The 18,517-nt window shown below is 63.5% G+C and carries 14 protein-coding genes; 3 read left to right on the top strand and 11 right to left on the bottom strand.

The features are described from left to right. Nucleotides 1-284: 284 nt before the first annotated feature. From NKH80_RS07120 to bglB, 8 genes are all read right to left on the bottom strand, one after another. Nucleotides 285-3,413 (bottom strand): PAS domain-containing protein, encoded by a 3,129-nt coding sequence (locus NKH80_RS07120; RefSeq protein WP_352737039.1) that lies wholly within the window; start codon nucleotides 3,411-3,413, stop codon nucleotides 285-287. 191 nt (nucleotides 3,414-3,604) lie between these two features. Beyond that, nucleotides 3,605-4,693, bottom strand: a complete 1,089-nt coding sequence (locus tag NKH80_RS07115; protein WP_352990524.1) for an ABC transporter ATP-binding protein — start codon at nucleotides 4,691-4,693, stop codon at nucleotides 3,605-3,607. 7 nt (nucleotides 4,694-4,700) lie between these two features. Further along, on the bottom strand, nucleotides 4,701-5,753 hold the full coding sequence (locus tag NKH80_RS07110) for a carbohydrate ABC transporter permease (protein ID WP_352777248.1): 1,053 nt from the start codon (nucleotides 5,751-5,753) through the stop codon (nucleotides 4,701-4,703). Continuing rightward, nucleotides 5,750-6,772 carry a carbohydrate ABC transporter permease gene (locus tag NKH80_RS07105; protein ID WP_502900919.1) on the bottom strand — a complete coding sequence of 341 codons (1,023 nt, stop codon included), beginning with the start codon at nucleotides 6,770-6,772 and terminating at the stop codon, nucleotides 5,750-5,752. The genes NKH80_RS07110 and NKH80_RS07105 overlap by 4 nt, the downstream gene beginning before the upstream one ends. Then, a complete protein-coding gene (locus NKH80_RS07100; RefSeq protein WP_352990521.1) occupies nucleotides 6,769-8,037 on the bottom strand; it encodes an ABC transporter substrate-binding protein in 1,269 nt (422 codons plus the stop codon). The genes NKH80_RS07105 and NKH80_RS07100 overlap by 4 nt, the downstream gene beginning before the upstream one ends. Before the next feature lie 87 nt (nucleotides 8,038-8,124). Continuing rightward, entirely contained in the window at nucleotides 8,125-10,644 is a 2,520-nt protein-coding gene (locus NKH80_RS07095; RefSeq protein ID WP_352990518.1) for a hypothetical protein, read from the bottom strand. Further along, nucleotides 10,641-11,474 carry a 5-dehydro-4-deoxy-D-glucuronate isomerase gene (gene kduI, locus NKH80_RS07090; protein WP_352990515.1) on the bottom strand — a complete coding sequence of 278 codons (834 nt, stop codon included), beginning with the start codon at nucleotides 11,472-11,474 and terminating at the stop codon, nucleotides 10,641-10,643. The genes NKH80_RS07095 and kduI overlap by 4 nt, the downstream gene beginning before the upstream one ends. Then, on the bottom strand, nucleotides 11,471-12,571 hold the full coding sequence (gene bglB, locus NKH80_RS07085) for a beta-galactosidase BglB (protein ID WP_352990512.1): 1,101 nt from the start codon (nucleotides 12,569-12,571) through the stop codon (nucleotides 11,471-11,473). The genes kduI and bglB overlap by 4 nt, the downstream gene beginning before the upstream one ends. Nucleotides 12,572-12,682: 111 nt before the next feature. Between bglB and NKH80_RS07080 the strand changes: the two genes are divergently transcribed. Beyond that, a complete protein-coding gene (locus tag NKH80_RS07080) occupies nucleotides 12,683-13,750 on the top strand; it encodes a LacI family DNA-binding transcriptional regulator (RefSeq protein WP_352990509.1) in 1,068 nt (355 codons plus the stop codon). Here the strand turns inward: NKH80_RS07080 and NKH80_RS07075 are convergent. Both NKH80_RS07075 and NKH80_RS07070 read right to left on the bottom strand, forming a co-directional pair. Further along, a complete protein-coding gene (locus NKH80_RS07075; RefSeq protein ID WP_352990506.1) occupies nucleotides 13,735-14,217 on the bottom strand; it encodes a flavin reductase family protein in 483 nt (160 codons plus the stop codon). The genes NKH80_RS07080 and NKH80_RS07075 overlap by 16 nt on opposite strands. Then, nucleotides 14,217-15,374: an LLM class flavin-dependent oxidoreductase gene (locus tag NKH80_RS07070; RefSeq protein WP_352990503.1), complete on the bottom strand. Its 1,158-nt coding sequence runs from the start codon at nucleotides 15,372-15,374 to the stop codon at nucleotides 14,217-14,219. The genes NKH80_RS07075 and NKH80_RS07070 overlap by 1 nt, the downstream gene beginning before the upstream one ends. Before the next feature lie 225 nt (nucleotides 15,375-15,599). On the opposite strand from NKH80_RS07070, the gene NKH80_RS07065 reads away from it, so the two are divergent. Together NKH80_RS07065 and NKH80_RS07060 are read left to right on the top strand one after the other, a co-directional pair. Next, entirely contained in the window at nucleotides 15,600-16,256 is a 657-nt protein-coding gene (locus tag NKH80_RS07065; RefSeq protein ID WP_352990500.1) for a GntR family transcriptional regulator, read from the top strand. 60 nt (nucleotides 16,257-16,316) lie between these two features. Beyond that, the gene (locus NKH80_RS07060) at nucleotides 16,317-17,390 is read left to right on the top strand and encodes a Gfo/Idh/MocA family protein (protein WP_502900918.1); all 1,074 of its coding nucleotides are present in this window, start codon (nucleotides 16,317-16,319) and stop codon (nucleotides 17,388-17,390) included. Between the two features lie 30 nt (nucleotides 17,391-17,420). On the opposite strand, the gene NKH80_RS07055 is transcribed toward NKH80_RS07060, so the two are convergent. Further along, nucleotides 17,421-18,479 (bottom strand): ABC transporter ATP-binding protein, encoded by a 1,059-nt coding sequence (locus tag NKH80_RS07055; RefSeq protein ID WP_352990494.1) that lies wholly within the window; start codon nucleotides 18,477-18,479, stop codon nucleotides 17,421-17,423. Nucleotides 18,480-18,517 lie beyond the last annotated feature (38 nt).

The raw sequence follows: 18,517 nt of genomic DNA, 5'->3' as shown, positions 1-18,517 counted from the left end.
GCGAGCGTTGCGTTGGAATCGGTCTCGCCAAGTGAGTTGGGCGCTATCGTCATCGGGTGCCCCTGACGGACAAACAAAATCTGGAGATTGTCGGCGCTTCGTGTAGCACTTGTTCTTGATAGCTGGACTGGGCTGACGGACTCACGTCGCCACCCTAATCCCGCCACGCCCCAACCGCACCTCATGGAAATCCATGCATTGCACGGGGCGGCGGCGCCCCTTCACCGAGAGCCGAAAAACCAAGCGCTTACTGAGCGCCGCCGGTGGCCGAGGTGTCGCCCGACTTATTGCGCAGCTTTCGCTTCAACCGGGAGAGTGAAGATGAATGTCGCCCCACGCGGCACGCTATTTTCCACCCAAAGGCGTCCGCCGTGAGACTCAATGATCGAACGGGAGATCGCGAGCCCCATGCCCATCCCGTTCCCTTTCGTTGTAAAGAACGGCTCGAATATCTTGTTAGGACGTTCGATACCCGGGCCTCGGTCGCTGACCTCGGTCTGGATCGTGTCCTCTATCCGGTGCACGCGCATCCCAAGAACCTTGTCGCCCGCGGTGGTGTCCATCGCCTCCATGCCGTTGCGAATGAGGTTGACCAGGACCTGCTGGATCTGGACGCGATCGAACGCAACCAGCGGAAGGTTGCTTTCGACGTCGATGTCCATGCGAACGCGACGCCGCATGGCTTCCTCGGCCATAAGGTCACGGGCTTCCGCAACGACGCTGGGGATCGGCGTACTGGTTCTCATTTCAAGCGAAGGTCTGAACAAGGCACGGATGCGGCTGACGACATCCGCCGCCGAATTGGCGTCGCGGATGATGCGCTCGGCCGTGATCTTCGCGCGCTCGACGTTCGGGGGCTCGGCGGACAGCCAACGGTGGCATGCGTTCGAGTTGGCGACGATGGCGGCCAGCGGCTGGTTCACCTCATGAGCGATGGATGCGGAGAGTTCGGCAAGGCTCGCCGCCTGACTCGCACGCGCAAGTCTCTCTTGTGCCAGTCGAAGCTCCTCTTGTGTCCGCACCTCATTTTCGATGTCGAGGCAGATAACGTTCCATTGCACTATGGCGCCTTCGGCATTGCGCATCGGCGCGGCACGCGTCTCGACCCAGCGATATTCACCATCGAAGCGCCGCAGACGGTGCCGTCGCGCATACGGCTCGCCTGTGGACAGACAATGGGCATATCTTTCTTTGACGCCTGTCAGGTCGTCGGGATGAACACCGGCGTCGAGTGTGCCAGCCAGCCGCGACTTTCCCGCTTCGTCCAATTCCTCAAGATTGTATCCGAGGAATTCGCGGAGCTGCTGGCTGCGGTATATCGGTTCGCCATCTGGCGCGGCGCAATCGATCATTGCCGGCAGCGTTTCAACGAGCTGCCAGAGAGCGCGTTCTCTCTCGCGCAGCGCCGCTTCGACGCGCAGCTGATCGTCGATGTCGTGCGTAAGACCGTACCACTGGACAATGCGTCCGCCGTGATCCCGCAGCGGCTCGGCGCGGCCCTCCATCCAACGATAAACGCCATCGGCACGGCGTAGGCGATACCTCATGAAGAAGCGCTCGCCGGTGGCAAAGCAGCTGTCGAGTGCTTCCTTCAGGCTGGCTGCATCGTCGGGATGGACGACGGTGGCAATGAAGGCCGCCAGCAGGCTCATGTCCGGTTTTTCCGCGTCCGCTATGTCCAGGCCGAGAAAATCTATCAGGCGCTTGTTGAAGAAGGTCGGCTCACCGTTGGGAGACAGCCGCCAGAGGTAGCTCGGAACCATGTTGACGAGTTGCGAGAGCTCTCGTTCCCGGTCGTGCAACGCCGCTTGCGTGGTCACCAGGTCATGGATGTCGACGCTCACACCGTACCATTGGAGAATGCTGCCATCTTCGTCGCGCAGCGGCTCGGCGCGAGTCTCGGTCCAGCGATAGCCGCCGTCGGCCCGCCGTTGGCGATATCTCTGAACGTAAGGCACGCCCGTTGCGAATGAATGGCGGATCGCCTGCCGTGCGGTGTCGATATCGTCTGGGTGGATGACGCTCAGCGACGGCGAGCCGTCCGGGGCCGTGATGTCATGGAGCGTGGCCCCGGTTACATCGGTGAACCGCTTGTTGACGTAGGATGGCGTCCCTTCCGGTGTCGTACTCCAGATCAAAGCGGGCACGGTGTCGATAAGCTGCTGAAGGCGCCGCTCACTTTTGCGCAACGCCGCCTGCGCGCGCACCTCATCGTCGATGTCGAGAGAAACCCCGTACCACTGCACGACCGTTCCGTCGTCATCGCGCCGCGGCTCGACCCTGCACTCAGCCCAGCGATAGGTGCCGTCTTTTTCGCGCCAGCGAAACCGCATCGCGGAGCCGCCGCCAGTTTCGAAACAACTCAGCAACGTGCGCTGCACCTCGGGAGCATCTTCGGGATGAATCACCTCGTACAGCAACGTTTCGATTCCCGGCTCGCCGAGCGCGTCAAAGTTGGCGATAACGGAGCGGAAATGGTCCTGGTATCGCTTGTTGAAGTAGACCGGCCCGCCGGTCGGCATCACGCTCCAGATACGGACCGGCACGGCGTCGATCATGTGCCGAAGTTGTTGCTCGCTCTGCCGCAACGCCGCTTCGGCGTGCATCTGATCGTCTATATCGTGACAGAGGCCATACCACTGGACGATGCGGCCGGCGTCATCGCGCATCGGCTCCGCCCGGCTCGACATCCAGCGATAGACGCCATCGGCACGGCGCAGGCGATAGCGCATGGCGAAGCTCGCACCGGTAGCGAAGCAACCGCGGAGTGCATCGCCGAATGCTGCCGCGTCGTCCGGATGAACGGCGGCCTGTATCATCGCCGCCAGCCGGCTCATGCCCGGTCGGTCCAGATCCGCTACGTCGAGGCCAAGAAAGTCAACCATGCGCCCATTGAAGAAGATCGGCTCGCCGTCGGGATCGAGCCGCCAGATGTGACTCGGGACCATATCCACGAGCTGCGAGAGTTCCCCCTCCCGGTCGCGCAATGCTGACTCGGCCCGCTTCTGATCCTCAATGTCTATTGTCGTGCCGTACCATTGAATGATGCGCCCCTGGCTATCGCGAAAAGGTCGTCCTGAGCTTCGAAACCAGCGATAGACGCCATCGGCGCGCCGCAGACGATGCTCGGTATCATAGGGATCGCCGGTTTCGAGGCAATGCCGCCATCTGGCGGCTACAGGATCATAATCGTCGGGATGGACAGCTCGACGCCAGCCGAACTCATCGTCGTCTTCGGAAGTGTTGAGATCCTCATGCGTGTTGCCGAGGAACGCCAGGGTGTTTGGGCTGACATAGGTGAATCTTCCGGCGGCATCGGCTGCCCACGCGTGGCCGGGCATGCTCTCGATGATTTGCAGCGCAAGCGTTGCTTCGGGGTCGATTTCGCCAAGTGAGTTGGACGCTGGTGTCATTGGCTTCTCCTGTCGGACAAAAAAGCCTGGGGACCGTCAGCGCTTGATATAGCACTTGTTTTCAATATCTGGACAGGCGAACTCACCGCCTAAATCTAGTTCCGCCATGCCTCGGCTGCATCTCATGGAAATCCATGTATTGCGCGGAGATATCGCCACTACGAGGCCCCTAACGATGGCCTCGCGTGAGGCTAACGCTGTGGAACGCGCAGCCCGGCGGCATCGAAGAGATGCATGCGCTCCGGCGGCAGAGCGAGGTTGATCGGCGGCCCTTGCGTTTCAACGCCCTGCTGCTTGAGAACGGCGATCAGTTTGCTGTCGCCGGCAATGGTGGCGTGGACAACGGTTTCCGGTCCCAACGCCTCGGCCAGCATTACACGCGCTTCCACCGATCCCTTGCTGCCATTCGAAAGTTGGATGTCGTGTGGCCGGATGCCAAGCGTCGCGCCGTCTCCCGGTTTCAGCGCGACCCCATCGGCCGCGATCGAGGCTGAGAGCCCGCCTGGACCTTCGACACGCACCTCGGCGCCGCTTGCCGAACGCACCTTCACCGGCAGCAGGTTCATCCGCGGCGCGCCGATGAAGCCGGCGACGAACAGGTTGGCCGGCGCGTTGTAGAGATCGAGCGGCCGGCCAACCTGTTCGATCCGCCCCGAGCGCATGACCACGATGCGGTCCGCCAGCGTCATCGCCTCGATCTGGTCATGGGTGACGTAGATCATCGTGGTTGCCAGCCGCCGGTGTAGGCCCGCCAGTTCAGCGCGCATGGTGATACGCAGTTCGGCATCGAGGTTGGACAGCGGTTCATCGAGTAGAAAGGCGGTCGGATTGCGCACCACCGCACGGCCGATTGCCACGCGCTGCTTCTGGCCGCCCGACAGTTGACCGGGCCGGCGGTCTAGATAGGGAGCAATTTCCAGCATGCGCGTCGCTTCCGTGATCCGCGCGTCGATCTCGGCTTTGGGCATACGGATGTTTTCGAGGCCAAAGGCGAGGTTCTGGCGCACGCTCATGTGCGGGTAGAGCGCGTAAGACTGAAACACCATTGCCAGACCGCGCTGCGCGGCCGAAACGTTGGTGACGTCGACCCCGTCGATCTCGATCTTGCCGTCGGTCGGTCGATCGAGCCCGGCAATCAGCCGCAGCAGCGTGGACTTGCCGCAACCCGACGGGCCGACGAGGACCAGCATCTCGCCGTCACCGACGTCGAGGTTGATGCCGTGCAAGATCTTCACCTTGCCGTAAGCGCGATCGATGTTGGTCAGCGTTATCCGTCCCATGACATCCTCACTTCAGCCCGGTGCCGGCAATGCCGGAAGTGATGTAACGCTGCAGGAAGACGAAGACGAGGACGACGGGGATCATCGTCACCACGGTCATCGCCAGGATGTAGTGCCACTGCACGTTTAGCTGGCCGGCATAGGTATTGAGGCCGACCTGGAGTGTGTAGAGTTCTTTGCGCGACAGCACCACCAGCGGCCACAGAAAGTCGTTCCAGCGCCAGACGACCGAGAAGATCGCCAGCACGGCGAGCGCCGGTGCTGCAAGCGGCAATACGATGCGCCAGTAAATCTGCCATTCGGAAGCATTGTCCATGCGAGCCGCATCGAGCAGCTCGTCGGGGATGGTCAGCATGTATTGGCGCAGCAGGAAGACGCCGGTTGGCGTCGCCACGGTCGGCAAGATCACGCCCCACAGCGAATCGAGCAGCCCAACGGCGCCCACCACCGAATAGAGCGGCACCAGGATGACCGACAGCGGCACCATCAGCGTACCGACGATAACAAGCATCGTCAGATCGCGACCGCGGAACTTGTATTTCGACAAGGCGAATGCGGCCATCGAATTGGTGAGCAGCGTGATCAGCGTCGCCATTGCCGTCACAAAAATCGAATTGCGCAGATAGCGCAGGAAGTCGAAATGGACGAAGGGCTCGGTGTAGTTCTCCGTCGCGAAGCCGATTTCGCGCACCGGCTGCCGGTCGGCGATGTTGATCTTGACGACATCCTTCGGCGCCTGCGGGTCCACCATCTGCGCCATGATGCCGATGCGCCGCACCTCGGCCAGCACCTTGCTCGAACCATCCGGCAGCTTCACCCTGTAGAGGGCCAGCGGCTTGTCGTAGCCTTCGACCGTCGCCTGTTGGCTGACATAAGGCATTATGGTCGGGGGGAACTCGGCGAGCTGTGCCGGCGTCTTGAATGACGAACCCACCAGCCAGACGGCCGGGCCGAACATGATGACAACACCGCCGAGCAGCCACAGCCAGCTCACGATATCCGTCCAGTGCCAGCCGCGACCGCCGCGCCGGCGGGTCAGGAATGTCACGACCCGGCTCATTCGCGGGCTCCTTTCCGCTCACCCCGGCGTCCGACCTGCAGCTGAACCAAGGTGAGCACGACCAGCACCAACCCCATCAGGATCGAAGCCGCCGAAGCCAGCCCCGGATTGCGCAACAGGGAGGCGAAGCCGATCTCATAGATGTACTGCGTGATATAGAGGGTCGAGGTTCCCGGCCCTCCACCCGTCAGCACATAGACTTCGTCGAAGATCTGCACGGCGCGGATCAGCGTCAGTACGATGACGACAAGCAGATTCGGCATCAGCAGCGGCAGCGTGATGCGCCAGAATACCCGCGCCGGCTTCGTGCCGTCCATCTCGGCCGCTTCGTAAAGGTCGCGCGGGATCGCCTGCAATCCGGCAAGCAGGATGAGCGTGTAAAAGCCCATATGTGCCCAGACCGAAACGCTGACGGCGGCGGTGAAGGCCCAGAAACGGTCCGTCAGCCAGTTGTGCGGCTCGCCGCCCAGATCATGGACGATCAGGTTGAGCAGGCCCTGGCGCTGCAGGATCCAACGCCAGATCAGGCCGGTGACGACGGGCGACAGCAGCACTGGAAAGAAGAACACCGCGCGCCAGAAGCTGCGCCCGACGATCTCGCGGTTGAGAATCAGCGCTGTCGCCATCGACACGACCGTCATCAGCGCCACCTGCACGACGACGAACAGGCCCGTATTGTGCACGGCCTTCCAGAAGAGATCCTCGTGGCAAGTGGCAGTGTCCAGGTAGTTGCCGCAATCGAGCAGGCGCTGGTATTGCTCGAGCCCCACATAGGTTCGGTCCTGCAGGAAGTAGGCCGTTCCCGACGTGGCCGAATAGAAGAAGTTGATGATCATCGGCACCAGGACGAAAATGCCGAAGATCGCCATGTTTGGGGCGAGGAAGAACGCGGCCATGCCACCGGTGCCCGTCGCGCGCTGACAGAACTTCAGCGGCACGTTGACGATCGATGCCAGCCAGACGACCGGCGCCGCGAGCGCGGCGCCAGTCCATGCCTTCAGTGTCGCGGCGGCGGTCACTTCGCCTCGGCAACCTTGTCGGCGATATCCTGGTCGATCCTGCCCCAGGCATCGTCGAGGCTGAGTTCGCCGGCCATCACTTGGCTGACGCGCGTCACCAGCGCGGCGAAGTAAGCGTTGGCCCACTTCCACGGCGGCAGCGCATCGGCCGCCGGCAAGGTTTCACCCGCCGCCTTGACGAACTTGTCGAGCGCCGGACCGACGTTCTTGTCGGCCGAGACCCATTTCAGCCCGCCCTTGTCTACGACGCCCTTGTGCGCGGGCAGAAACAGCGTGCGCTCGCTGAATTCTTTCACCACGTCTTCACGGGCCAGATAATCCATGACCTTGGCGACGTCCTTGGGATTCTTGGTGTATTTGATGGCGACCAGCGCCGCGCCGCCCTTCACGCCCGAACATCCTGCGGTACCGCAGGGCGAGCCGGTCGCCACCCAGTCGAAACTATCGCCGATCTTGGTCGACAGATTGGCGACCTGCCAGCTGCCCGAATAGTAGAATGGGATCTGGGCGTTGATGAAGTCGTCGGCGGCCGCGCGATAGGTCGAGCCTGCCGCCGACACCCAGGTATCCTTCAGCATGAGGCCCTTGGCGGTCCAGTCGACGAGCTTGCCGACGAACGCCTTGGTGCCGTCGTCCACTTTCGCCGGCATGCCATCGGGGCCGATATAGTTCGCTCCGAAGGAGACATTCGGACCCGAAATGCGGTGACCGGAACGGTCGATGGCGAAGGCAGCCGGAAGCTGCTGGCTCTTCGCCACCTCGGCGGCGGCGGCGATCCAGTCGTCCCAGGTCGCCTTGTCACCGGGCAGCGGCACGCCGGCCTGTTCGAACAGCGTCTTGTTGGCGAAGCCGCCAGTGAGCGTGAGCTGGGTCATGAAACCCGGGATGGCGTTGGAGCCATCAGGGCGCATCCAGTCCAGCGTGTCAGCGAAATTGGCCTCCCAATATTTCGGATCGGCCACCAGTTGCCTGAGATCGAGCCAGTGCTGGGCAAGCTCCTTGATGTTCGTGACGCGGGCGATGTCCGGCCCCTGGCCGGCCTCGAGCTGGATGGGCAGCTGCTCCTGGATCACTTTGTAGGCGACGTTGTCGAGCGTGACGTGGATGTCGGGATTGTCCTTCATGAAGCGGTTCAGAATGTCCTGGATGACATCGCCTTCGACACCGTCCGAATACCACATGATGCGCACGTCGCCGGCAAACGCGCTGGTCGATGCGAGCAGACTGACCGATAGCGCGGCCAGCAAAGTGCGGGTCTTATTCATGCTTCGTCTCCTCCTTTACCAGGGCGGCGCCCCGATGGTTCAAGCCGCCACGCCCTCTCCTCTTGAGCGTCGCAGCCGATTTCCTCCCTACTCTCTGTGCTTCATGCGCATCGCCTCGCCGCGCACGGTCCAGTTGGCCGGATCGAGTGTACGTCCCTCAGCCACGATCCTTGCGTCGGCGACGAAATGCACCGTGCCGTACTCCGGGTCGTCGACGATCAATTCGCCGTCGGGACCCGACCGCACCGACAGGCCGGCAAAGGCGCCCGCCCAGGCGTCGAGCGCCGGCAGATTGGCATTCCGATCACCGAGGCGGACGATCCATGTCGTGCTGCGTCCCGCCGCCCGCAACTCGTTGCCGGCGGTCGGGCCGGCCACGACCTGCGTGAGCGGAACATCCGTCTTCAGCATAACGAAGGCGTCGCCAGATTGCGCGAACGCCCAATCGCCACCCACTTGCACGGCATCGAAGGCACTTGCGGGGAACCAGGCGTGTGTAAAGTCGGGCTGTTCATCCGAGCAGGAGAAGCTGACTATGGCGAGGTCGCGGTATTGGTGAAGCCGGGGCAAAGTGCCTGAGCCGCCCCAATATGATGGTCTGCCATATCCCGACTGCAGCACTTCGCCGGGGTGGTTGATCCAGATCTGCGCATCCGGATTCTTGCCCAGCCGGGCGTGAATGACGGTTTCCTGATAGCCCCATTGGTTCCAGCGGTAGCCAGCGGCGCTGCCCATCGCATGGTTGCGCGTCTTATAGTGGTAGAGCCGCGCGAAGCGGTCTTGTCCCTGCGCGAAAGTCCATTCCCACGCCGTATCGTCGGTGAGGGAAGCAATTGCAGCCAACCCGTCGGGAACGCTCAAATCGTGATCCCGCAGACAGAGTGCCAGCTGCGGCAGCGCGTGAAAGCGCATGCCGTAATTGCCCTTGCCCCAAAGCATGCGGCAGATGCCGGATAATTCCAGGGAACGCGCGGCGCGCAGCGTGTGCTCATAGGAGCGGCCCTGCGCCCCGGTGAGGATGCCGCGATGCGCCGAGCGCGCGACGACTTCAAGCAGGCGTATGATTGCCTTGCCGGCACGTTCGGCGATGTCCTTGTCCGGGGCCAGCGCGTAGAGCGCGCACAGGCCCTTGAGGTCGATCGGGAAATAGGGCGCCGAGTTGAACTCGGCCATCTCCCATGCCTCGAAATGGTCGAGCCAGGCGCGCACACGCGCGGCTCCAACCGCGGACTGTTCGCGGCCAAGGCGGTCCGACCGCACGAACCGCACATCAGGCAACACGCCCCCAGCAATATAGGCGGCGGTGTGGAAGAGCAGCGCGTGGTTCTCGGAGAAGTACCACTGTACATCATTGCCGGGCTCGTCCATCCAGTAGCGGTAGCCGAGGATGGCGTTGTCGACGCGCGCACGCAGGCTCGCTTCCAGCCGATCGCCATAGGCCGTGCGGAACCACAGCAGCGGTACCAGGATGAAGTCGGCGCAATCGTGACAATCCTCGATCGCCGGCAGCGTGCCGGCGATCATGGCGTCGGTCTCGGCGCCCTGCTGTCCGATCGCCAGGCGCGCCAGCGCGCGCACGGTGTCGGCCTCGGCGTGACCGGCGACCTCGCGCAGGGCTTCATCTATGCGCGCGGCAAGCGTTTCCGGCGCATCGCCCTGACGGCGCGCGTGGCATATCTCGACGCCGAAGACACGCGATACGGCATGGTCGGCGACCTTCAGTGTCACCTTGAAATGGCGAAAGTCGGCCGGCAGCTGCTCGGTATCGGCGATCGGCAGCCGCGCCTGGCCCGCCGGCAGATCGAAGGCGAAGCGCACCGGCGCCTCGATCGACATGAAATCGCCTTCGATCTCGACCTCGATTTGCGCGTCGCGCGGCAGGGCCACGCCGGTGACGAGCGCCACCTCGCCGCCATCATAGGCGGGACGCTCGAAATGCATGTCGTCGAGGGCTGCTTCCATCGCATCGGCAACGCCGCTCTCGACTTCGATCGGCAGTGCCACCGAAGCAGCCGGACCGGATAGATAGTCGAGCTGGAAATAGTAGCGGGCGTCGCGCTCGACGAGATCGTCGAACCACACGCGAATGTCGTTACGGCCGGCCTTCAGCGCGATCTTGAAATGCTCAGCACTTTCCAGATTGCGGCCGTAGGGCGCCATCCAGCCGGCTTCCCCACCGTTGGCAAAGAGTATGGCGCCGCCGCATGTGCGCAGCCGCACCAGCGCCTCGCCAGTCGAGGCCGCCTCGATGGTGGTCTCGGCCCAGGTACCAAGCACCGTCGGCCGAAACCAGAAGCCCGACAGGTCGATGCGCGGTGAGGCGAAGGGCAGCCAGATGCGCTCGGCGCCGAATTCGGCGCTGACCTGTGGTCGCTTGCCGCGGCGTTCCGCTGCGAACTGCGTGCGGCACGGATATTCATGCGGAATGAAATTCTTGTGCTTGGTCAGGAAGAAGAAGGGATCCATCTCGCCTTGCATGGGCTGGTCGGCCACGTCGTAGCGCTGCCCGGCGATGGACCCGAGCCGCCAATAGACGATAGGCTGCCCCGCCGTGAGCGGCCGGCGCAGCGTAAAATCCGTCCGAACGCCTTGCGCGGCCTCGCTCATCGCAAATCCTTCACGGCAACTGGATCGACATCGGTATAGGCCTGGTTCTCGCCAGTCATGCCCCAGACGAAAGCATAGGGGCCGGTGCCGGCGCCCATATGGATAGACCAGGCGGGCGACAGGACGACGTCGCCGTCAGCGACCATCAGGTGGCGCGTCTCGTCAGGCCGGCCCATCAGATGGACCACACGGTCGGCCTCGGCGAGGTCGAAGTAGCAATAAGCTTCCATGCGCCGCTCATGCAGATGCGGCGGCATGGTGTTCCACACACTGCCCGGCGCGAGGTCGGTGATCCCCATCAACAAGAGGCAGGACGGGGCCACTTCGGGATGGATGTACATACGCAGCGTGCGCCTGTTCGCACGGGCCTCCTCGCCGAGCACAAGCGGCTTGGCTTCGCTGCTGACGATAAGCCGATGCGCAATATCGGCGCCGGCTGGCACCGAGTTCATGTAGAAGCGTGCCGGCCTCTCCGGATCGTCGCTCTCCAGCGTCACCTCACGCGCTCCGCGTCCGACATAGACGATGTCGCGGTTAGCGACGTGAAAGCGCCGGCCGTCCACCGCGACCGCGCCATTGCCGCCGAGATTGGCGATACCCATCTCGCGCGCGTCAAAGAAGAGCGGGGTGCCGACTTCGGGCCCGTTGCCGAATGCCAGCGGGTTGGCCAGCGGCACCGCGCCACCGACGATCATGCGGTCGACATGGGTGTAGACGAATTCGATCGCGCCGGGCCGGAACAAGCCGTCGACGAGGAACTCGGCCCTCAGCCGGTCCGTGTCCATGCCGGCAATATCGGCCGGCGACACGCCATAGAGCGTCCGCATCATGCCGCCTCCACCTTCGACTGCAGATGCCGCGCGCCTTCGGTCAGGCACAGAATGGCCAGCGCCTGCCCGTAGCCCGTCGGATGGATGGGTATATCGCGATAGAACTGCAGGTCGGCGCCCATGCGTGTGCCATAGGACACGTTCGCAACCACACCTTTGTCATCGATGTTCGCCACCACGGCTTCCAAGGCGCGGAGCCCGGCGGCACGGCACTCTGTCGAGCCGATTCCGAGCCGCGCGGCTTTCATCAAGCCGTAGCCGAAGCCGGCCGTGGCGGAAATCTCCTCGTAAGACGTCGGGTCGTCGAGCAGAGTGTGCCAGGCGCCCGAACCCGCCTGCACCTCGAGCAGGGCGTTGATCTGCGTCTCCAGCACGCCGAGCAGATAGGCCCGAACCGAAGGCGCAATTTCGGCGAACTCCACCAAGTCGAGGATACCGACGGTAATCCAGGCATTGCCTCTCGCCCAAAGCGCGCGGGCGAAATTGTGCCGGCCCGCGAACGTCCAGCCGTGGAACCACAGCCCTGATGCCGGATCGGCAAGATAACGGGCGTGAACCAGGAATTGCCGTTCCGCTTCCTCGACGAAGCGGCGCTGGCCGGCAGCCTGGCCGTAGCATGCGAGGAACAGCGCCACCATGAACAGCGTGTCGTCCCACAATTCGTCGTCGTTGACCCGGTCCGAAACATCATGCTGGAAACCGCCTTCGGGCGTCCGCGGCAAGGCGATGACTACCTGCTCGGCCCATTCGCGCAGGACCGGCTCGAAGCGCGGCTGGCGCCGCCGTCGCCACAATTCGCTTAGCGCCAGCAGAGGCCCGGTGGTGTTGACGTTCATCGCCGGGAGACCGGCAGCGATGCGTCGATCGTACCAGGCCTCGATAGTCTGCAGGAGCCGATCGTCGCCGGTCTGCGCCCACAGCCGAACCAGCCCGTAGAGCCCGACGCCTTGCGGCCATTCCCAGCTGTCGAAGCTGACATAGTCGCCCGGCGTGCCGTCGAGATTAGGCTCATGGAACCGCCCGTCATGACGCAAACCGGTCATGCCGGCCACGAGGCTGGCAAGTTTGGAATTCAGGCGTTCGGCCGATAGCGGCATCACTCCTCCCGTTTCTTCCGCTTCATCAGAACTGTTTCACAGCCATTTTTCTTGCGCAATCTGAAAATTTTTTGCATTAATCAGATGACTTTGCCGGAGGTGACGGAACGGATGAATATCCAGGGCAAGCGTGGCCGCCCCAGCCGCCGCATTCGACTTGAGGAGATCGCGGCGCGTTGCGGCGTGTCGGTCAGCACCGCCTCCCGTGCGCTGAGCGGTGTCGGCGGCGTGAGGGATGAGCTTCGCACCAGGATCATCGAAATAGCGAAGTCGATGAACTACGCCATTCCCGCCTCGGTTGCCGGGCGCAAGGTCATCCTGGCCGCAAGCAGCGTGGCAATGGTGGACAGTGCCCGCAATCAGTTCACCTACCATGTCCTTGATGGACTGAACGAGCGTGCCCGGTTGCTGGGCGTCGAACTGGTGACCCGGCCGGTTTCGGCGCCCGAGGACGAAATCGCGCTGCTGCGTGAATCCGAGCGCGACGACAGCGTCGCCGGCTGCCTGTTTCTGACGCTGGACGATGACGATGTGCTGACGCTGACAGCCGGCTTCGCCAAGCCGATCGTGCTCGTCAACGGTGACGATCCCTCGATGCGCCATTCGAGCGTGACGCCCTGCAATCGCTCTGCCGCCATGCTTGCCGCGCAGCATCTGATCGGCCTTGGCCACCGCCGCATCCTGTTCCTGATGCGGCGTGGCCGGCGCACAATCGAGCGGCGCTATGAAGGTTGGCGCGACGCGCTGATCACGGCCGGCATTGCCGGCTTCGACGACTTTGTGGTCGAGGTGCAGGACTGGCTGCCGGAACTTGCGAGCAGAGCCGTGACCGAGCGCATCGCGGCCCGCGGCCTCGATTTCACCGCCGTGCTGACGGCCGGCGACAGCCTGGCGTTTGGTGCCATCGCCGGTGTCCAGGAGGCCGGATATTCGGTGCCTGGCGATGTGTCCGTGGTCGGTATGGACGACTTGCCGCTCGCTGCCTTCTGCAATCCGCCGCTGACGGCGATGCACATTCCCATGCGCGAGATCGGATCGGCAGCACTTAGCCTGCTGCTCGACGACATGGCCCATTCGGGGTCGCCGCCGCGCCGCGTCGAGCTTGCCTGCAATCTCGTGGTGCGCCAGTCGACGGCACCAGCCCGGAGCGGCGCCGGCGGTCATCAACTGGTCTCTTGAGCGCGCGACTTGCCGCCAGCAAAGAGCAACGGCAAACCCTCTTGCGTCTCCAGTTCAAGGACACGTCCAAGCAGGATCATATGGTCGCCAGCCGGAAAGCGGTCGGCGACGCTGCATTCGAACCGCGCCAGTGCGCGCGGCAGCAATGGCACGCCGTGCTCGCTCCACGACAGGTCAAGATCGGCAAAGTCCGTCCCCGACTTCGAAAAACGCCAGCACAGATCGATTTGATCTTCCGCCAGCACGTGAATGGCGTAGTGCGCGGAATTGGCGAACGCTTCGAACCGGCGCGAGTGGCGGCCGATAGACCAGAGCACCAGCGGCGGATCGAGCGACACGGATGAGAAGCTGTTGGCAGTGATTGCGACCGGGCCGTCGGCCGTGCCGGTGGTGACGACCGTGACGCCGGTGGCGAAGCGCCCGAAGGCATTGCGCAAAAGGCGTGGATCGCACACGACATGCTCCATCAGCGGCGCTCCCCCGCTCCCAATGGTGTCGCCGGGATCCGTTCCGGCACCCGGCCATAGGCGTGCGGGAGCGAGCATGTCTTGAGCTGGGGCAGCACCTTGGTGCCGAAATGACGCGCCTCGTCGAGATGCGGGTAGCCGGAAAAGATGAAGGCGCGGATCCCCAACTTCATATACGCTTCGATTTCCGACAGAACCTGATCGGCCGAGCCCACGAGCGCCGCGCCGCAACCAGAGCGCGCCCGCCCGACGCCCGTCCACAGATGCGGCTCGACATAGCCTTCGGCATCGGCGATCTGGCGGTTCCTGGCTTGGTGCGATACGCCGAGCGATCGGGCGTCGAGCGCGCGCTCGCGGATCGCCCTGCCCTGCTCGTCGTCCAGCTTCGAAACCAGCTCCCGGGCATATTCCTTTGCCTCGGCCTCGGTATCGCGCACGATCATGTGGACGCGCAGGCCGTAGTCGAGCGTCCGCCCATGGCGCTCGGCGCGTTCGTGGACGGCCTTCATGCGGCCGGCAAGTTCCTCCCTGGTTTCCGGCCACATCAGGTAGACATCGCACTGTTCGGCGCAAAGCTCGAGCGCGTCGGGCGAATAACCGCCGAAATAGAGCAGCGGGCCGCCATTTTGCTGATAGGGCTTCGCTGGCGCCGTCGAGAGTCCTTTATAGCGATAGACCTCGCCCTCAAAATCGATGCTGTCCCTGGTCCAGGCCTGGCGCAGGATCTGCACAACCTCGCGCGAACGCTGATAACGGTAGGCGCTGTCGGCTGTCTCGCCCGGAAAGTCCGACGAAATGATGTTCACCGTCAGCCGGCCTTCCAGCATGTGATCCAGCGTCGCAATCGTGCGCGCCAGCATAATCGGCTGCATCTCGCCGCAGCGCACAGCGGCGAGCAGATTGATCTTCGAGGTGATCGGCGCGCAGCCGGCTACGAAGCTCAGCGTGTCCTGGCCGACCTGATAGGACGACGGACACAAGATGTTGCGGAAACCTAGTTCCTCGGACGTCTTCACGATCTCGGAGCAATGCGCCCAGCTCGAGCGCAACGCGCCGTTCGGCACACCGAGATAGCGATGGTCGTCCGAGCAGAGTGCGGCGAACCACGAGACTTCGGCTGCATCGAGATCCGGCGAGGTGATTGGGACGATGCTCATTGCCACTCTTCAAAAAAGAAGCCCGGGCCATTCTTCAAAGAGGTCCGGAGCTGCGAATAGGGCTTGCGTAGCATTCGTTTTGGTGTAGATCAATACTGTATCAATTTGAGCCAAACCCGAAACCGGGATGTGATTGGACACCGGATGCATTTGACAAGGGCGGACCCCGGCCACCGATCCAGCCAGATGCGTGGGCCCTTGCCTGTGCACTTGCAGACCAGCGAAATGCTGATCCGCGAAATCGCGGCCGGACGGCTGGCCGACGGGGCGCGGTTGCCGCCCGAGCGCGAGATGGCCGCGAGCCTTGGGATTGCCGTCGGCACGCTCAGGAGGGCGCTGGCAGATTTGACCGAAAAGGGCCTTCTCGACCGCATCCAGGGCTCGGGTAACTATGTGCGGGCGCGCGGCGACTTGCTCGGGGTCTATGCCTTTTTTCGCCTGGAGCGCATCGGCGGTGGCGGCCTGCCGAGCGCCGACGTGCTGTCCGTCGAGCGACTGCCCAAGCCCGCCGACCTGCCGCAATTCGGCAGCGCCGGCGAAGCCCACCGTATATGCCGGCTGCGGCGGCTCGACGGCGAGCCGGCCGCGGTCGAGGAGATCTGGCTGGACGTCAGCCGCGCCGAGCGGCTCAAGCGCGAGGATTTGTCGGAATCCCTCTATCTCCACTACCGGCTCGCGCTCGGCTTTTCGATCGTTCGCGCCGAAGACCATGTCGCCGTCGCGCCTGCGCCGGACTGGGTCCCGCTCGAGTTCAGGCCTCCGCCGGGGACGGTCGTGGGGTTCATAGAACGTATCGCCTGGGCTGGCGACGGCGCCAGCGCGGAATATTCCCGCAGCTGGTTCGATCCGGGCGCGGCGCGGTACGTCACGCGTTTCAGATAGGCCGGAGGAAGACGCAGCGTGACCAGATCATCGATCGGCTACGGCATCATCGGCTGCGGCATGATGGGCCGCGAGCATATCCGCAACATCACTCTGTTGCCCGACGCGCATGTGGCCGCGATCGTCGAGCCGGACCCCGGCATGTTGGCGGCGTCGCTGGCGACGGCGTCGGGCGCGCGATCGGCGGCATCGATCGCCGAACTGCTGGCCATGGATGAGGTGGACTGCGTCTTGATTGCCAGCCCCAACCACCAGCACCTCGGTCAGATGGAGCAGATCGCCGCACTTCGACCACTGCCGGTACTGGTGGAAAAGCCGCTCTTCACCGAGGGCGCCGACGAGGGGCGGATCGCGGCGTTGAAAGCTCGGCTTCCGCTCGTCTGGGTGGCCATGGAATATCGCTATATGCCCCCCGTCGCCGTATTCGTCGAGCAGGCGCGCCACGCCACCGGCGGCATCCGCATGCTGACGATCCGCGAGCATCGCTTCCCGTTTCTGGCCAAGGTCGGCGACTGGAACCGCTTCAACCGCAACACCGGCGGCACGTTCGTCGAGAAGTGCTGCCACTTCTTCGACCTGATGCGGCTGATCCTCGGATCGGACCCCGTCCGCGTGATGGCGAGCGCTGGACAGGCCGTAAACCATCTCGACGAACGCTATGGCGGTGAGAGGCCGGATATCCTTGACCATGGCTATGTGCTGGTTGATTTCGCGAGCGGCGCGCGCGCCATGCTGGAACTGTGCATGTTTGCCGAGGGCAGCCGCTACCAGGAGGAACTCTGCGCTGTCGGCGGCGACGGAAAGATCGAATGTCTGGTGCCCGGACCAGGCCGTTTCTGGCCGACCCACCTTGGCCCTGCGCCAGTGCCCCAGTTGATCGTTAGTCCGCGCAATCCGCCTGGACCACGACTGCTGGAGATTCCCGTCGACCCCCGGCTGCTCGAGGCAGGCGACCATAACGGTTCGACCTATTTCGAGCACGCCCGCTTCACCGCTGCGGTGCGCGAACAAGGCAAAGTGGAAGTGACCTTGCAAGACGGTTGGTGGGCCGTCGTCATGGGTCTCGCCGCCCAGCGATCGGCCCGCGAAGGCCGCACCATCGAACTCGCCGGTGAATTCGCGTTGCCGACCTAAGGCCGACCACGCATTCACCAGACCATCGGGTCAGATGCGCCGACCGGTTGCTGCGTCGAACAGATGCGCACATGCGCGGTCAATCTCGATCCGCACTCCTTCGCCTTGCTTGAGCGCAAGCCTTTCTCGGAACAGGCAGGAGATTTCTTCACCGGAGCAGTCGACCCTGGTGAAGATTTCCGAGCCTGTCGCCTCGAGAAGCGTGATCGTGCCCGGCACGCCTTGCCCCGTCGCCCGGATATGTTCCGGACGAATGCCGTAGACGAGTTCGCGTCCTGCGGCATCCGCCGGCTGGGCGCCTTCCGGCAACGGCAGGACCAACCCGCCGGCGCTGCGGAACACGCCCTCCTCGATGCGGCCGGCGATGAAGTTCATGGCGGGCGAGCCGATGAAACCGGCAACGAAGAGGTTGGCCGGATGGTCGTAGAGGTCCAGCGGCGCGCCGATCTGCTCGACCAGGCCGTCATGCAGCACGACGATCTTGTCGGCCATCGTCATGGCCTCGATCTGGTCGTGCGTGACATAGATCGTCGTGGTACCCAGCCGCTGGTGCAGGGCCTTGATTTCGCCGCGCATCTGGACGCGCAATTTGGCATCGAGGTTGGAGAGCGGCTCGTCGAACAGGAAGACCTGTGGGTCGCGTACGATCGCGCGGCCCATGGCGACGCGCTGGCGCTGGCCGCCAGAAAGCTGGCGCGGATAGCGGTCAAGCAACTTTTCCAGGCCAAGAATGCCGGCTGCCTTCCGGACCCGGCCAGCGGTGTCGGCCGGATCGGCTCTCTTGATCTTGAGGGCAAAGCCCATATTGTCGGCCACAGTCATATGCGGATAGAGCGCATAATTCTGGAACACCATGGCGATGTTCCTGTCCCGTGCCCGCAGATTGTTGACCATACGCTCGCCGATGGCGATCTTCCCGCCGGAGATCGTTTCAAGGCCTGCGATCATGCGCAGCAGCGTCGATTTTCCGCATCCCGACGGGCCGACCAGGATGACGAATTCGCCGTCGGCGATATCGACGCTGACGTCGTGAATGATCTTGGTGGCCCCGAAGGCCTTCTGCACGTTGTTGATCGTTACCGATGCCATTGGAAATTTCCTGGAAAAAGAGTGATGTCTGGGCGCCC

The sequence above is a fragment of the Mesorhizobium sp. M0904 genome, assembly GCF_040319475.1.
In the GTDB taxonomy this organism is placed as follows: Bacteria; Pseudomonadota; Alphaproteobacteria; order Rhizobiales; family Rhizobiaceae; genus Mesorhizobium.
This window is presented reverse-complemented; position numbering and strand designations above follow the sequence as displayed.

Coding starts and splice junctions, on each gene's coding strand:
- NKH80_RS07065 (WP_352990500.1), top strand. CDS start 15,600: ATGCTGATCCGCGAAATCGCGGCCGGACGGCTGGCCGACGGGGCGCGG.
- NKH80_RS07070 (WP_352990503.1), bottom strand. CDS start 15,374: ATGAGCATCGTCCCAATCACCTCGCCGGATCTCGATGCAGCCGAAGTC.
- NKH80_RS07055 (WP_352990494.1), bottom strand. CDS start 18,479: ATGGCATCGGTAACGATCAACAACGTGCAGAAGGCCTTCGGGGCCACC.
- NKH80_RS07080 (WP_352990509.1), top strand. CDS start 12,683: ATGAATATCCAGGGCAAGCGTGGCCGCCCCAGCCGCCGCATTCGACTT.
- NKH80_RS07110 (WP_352777248.1), bottom strand. CDS start 5,753: ATGAGCCGGGTCGTGACATTCCTGACCCGCCGGCGCGGCGGTCGCGGC.
- NKH80_RS07115 (WP_352990524.1), bottom strand. CDS start 4,693: ATGGGACGGATAACGCTGACCAACATCGATCGCGCTTACGGCAAGGTG.
- NKH80_RS07100 (WP_352990521.1), bottom strand. CDS start 8,037: ATGAATAAGACCCGCACTTTGCTGGCCGCGCTATCGGTCAGTCTGCTC.
- NKH80_RS07095 (WP_352990518.1), bottom strand. CDS start 10,644: ATGAGCGAGGCCGCGCAAGGCGTTCGGACGGATTTTACGCTGCGCCGG.
- NKH80_RS07120 (WP_352737039.1), bottom strand. CDS start 3,413: ATGACACCAGCGTCCAACTCACTTGGCGAAATCGACCCCGAAGCAACG.
- kduI (WP_352990515.1), bottom strand. CDS start 11,474: ATGATGCGGACGCTCTATGGCGTGTCGCCGGCCGATATTGCCGGCATG.
- NKH80_RS07060 (WP_502900918.1), top strand. CDS start 16,317: ATGATGGGCCGCGAGCATATCCGCAACATCACTCTGTTGCCCGACGCG.
- NKH80_RS07075 (WP_352990506.1), bottom strand. CDS start 14,217: ATGGAGCATGTCGTGTGCGATCCACGCCTTTTGCGCAATGCCTTCGGG.
- bglB (WP_352990512.1), bottom strand. CDS start 12,571: ATGCCGCTATCGGCCGAACGCCTGAATTCCAAACTTGCCAGCCTCGTG.